Raw genomic sequence first — 1,173 nt, 5'->3', positions numbered from 1 at the left:
TTACTCGATGATCTTGGCGACGACACCAGCGCCGACCGTACGGCCACCTTCGCGAATTGCGAAGCGCAGACCTTCTTCCATCGCGATCGGGTTGATCAGTTTCACCGTGATCGACACGTTGTCGCCCGGCATCACCATTTCCTTGTCCTTCGGCAGCTCGATCGAGCCCGTCACGTCCGTCGTACGGAAGTAGAACTGCGGACGGTAGTTGTTGAAGAACGGCGTGTGACGGCCGCCTTCGTCCTTGCTCAGCACGTACACTTCAGCCGTGAAGTGCGTGTGCGGGTTGATCGAACCCGGCTTGGCCAGAACCTGACCACGCTCCACGTCTTCACGCTTCGTGCCGCGCAGCAGGATACCAACGTTGTCGCCTGCCTGACCCTGGTCGAGCAGCTTGCGGAACATTTCCACGCCCGTGCAGGTCGTCTTGGCCGTTGCACGGATACCGACGATCTCGATTTCCTCGCCAACCTTGATCACGCCGCGCTCGACGCGACCCGTCACCACCGTGCCGCGACCCGAGATCGAGAACACGTCTTCCACCGGCATCAGGAACGCACCGTCAACCGCGCGCTCCGGCGTCGGGATGTACGTGTCCAGCGCATCGGCCAGGTTCATGATCGCTACCTCGCCCAGCTCGCCCTTGTCGCCTTCCAGCGCCAGCTTGGCCGAACCCTTGATGATCGGCGTCTCGTCGCCCGGGAAGTCGTACTTCGACAGAAGCTCGCGAACTTCCATCTCGACGAGTTCCAGCAGCTCGGCGTCGTCCACCATATCGCACTTGTTCAGGAACACGATGATGTACGGAACGCCAACCTGACGCGCCAGCAGGATGTGCTCACGCGTTTGCGGCATCGGGCCGTCGGCAGCCGAGCACACCAGGATTGCGCCGTCCATCTGCGCCGCGCCCGTGATCATGTTCTTCACGTAGTCTGCGTGGCCCGGGCAGTCGACGTGTGCGTAGTGGCGGTTAGCCGTTTCGTACTCGACGTGCGCGGTGTTGATGGTAATGCCACGCGCCTTTTCTTCCGGCGCCGCGTCGATCTGGTCGTACGCCTTCGCTTCGCCGCCAAACTTCTGCGTCAGGACCGTCGTGATCGCTGCCGTCAGCGTGGTCTTGCCGTGGTCAACGTGACCGATCGTGCCCACGTTCACGTGCGGCTTGGTCCGCTC

The 1,173-nt window shown here is 62.2% G+C and carries 1 protein-coding gene; it reads right to left on the bottom strand.

The annotated features are described in order from the left end of the window. The coding region (gene tuf, locus HDG33_RS36835) for an elongation factor Tu (protein WP_221311655.1) at positions 1-1,173 on the bottom strand (1,173 nt) is incomplete at its 5' end.

The sequence above is a fragment of the Paraburkholderia sp. Cpub6 genome, assembly GCF_014201065.1.
Classification (GTDB): Bacteria; Pseudomonadota; Gammaproteobacteria; order Burkholderiales; family Burkholderiaceae; genus Paraburkholderia; species Paraburkholderia tuberum.
This window is presented reverse-complemented; position numbering and strand designations above follow the sequence as displayed.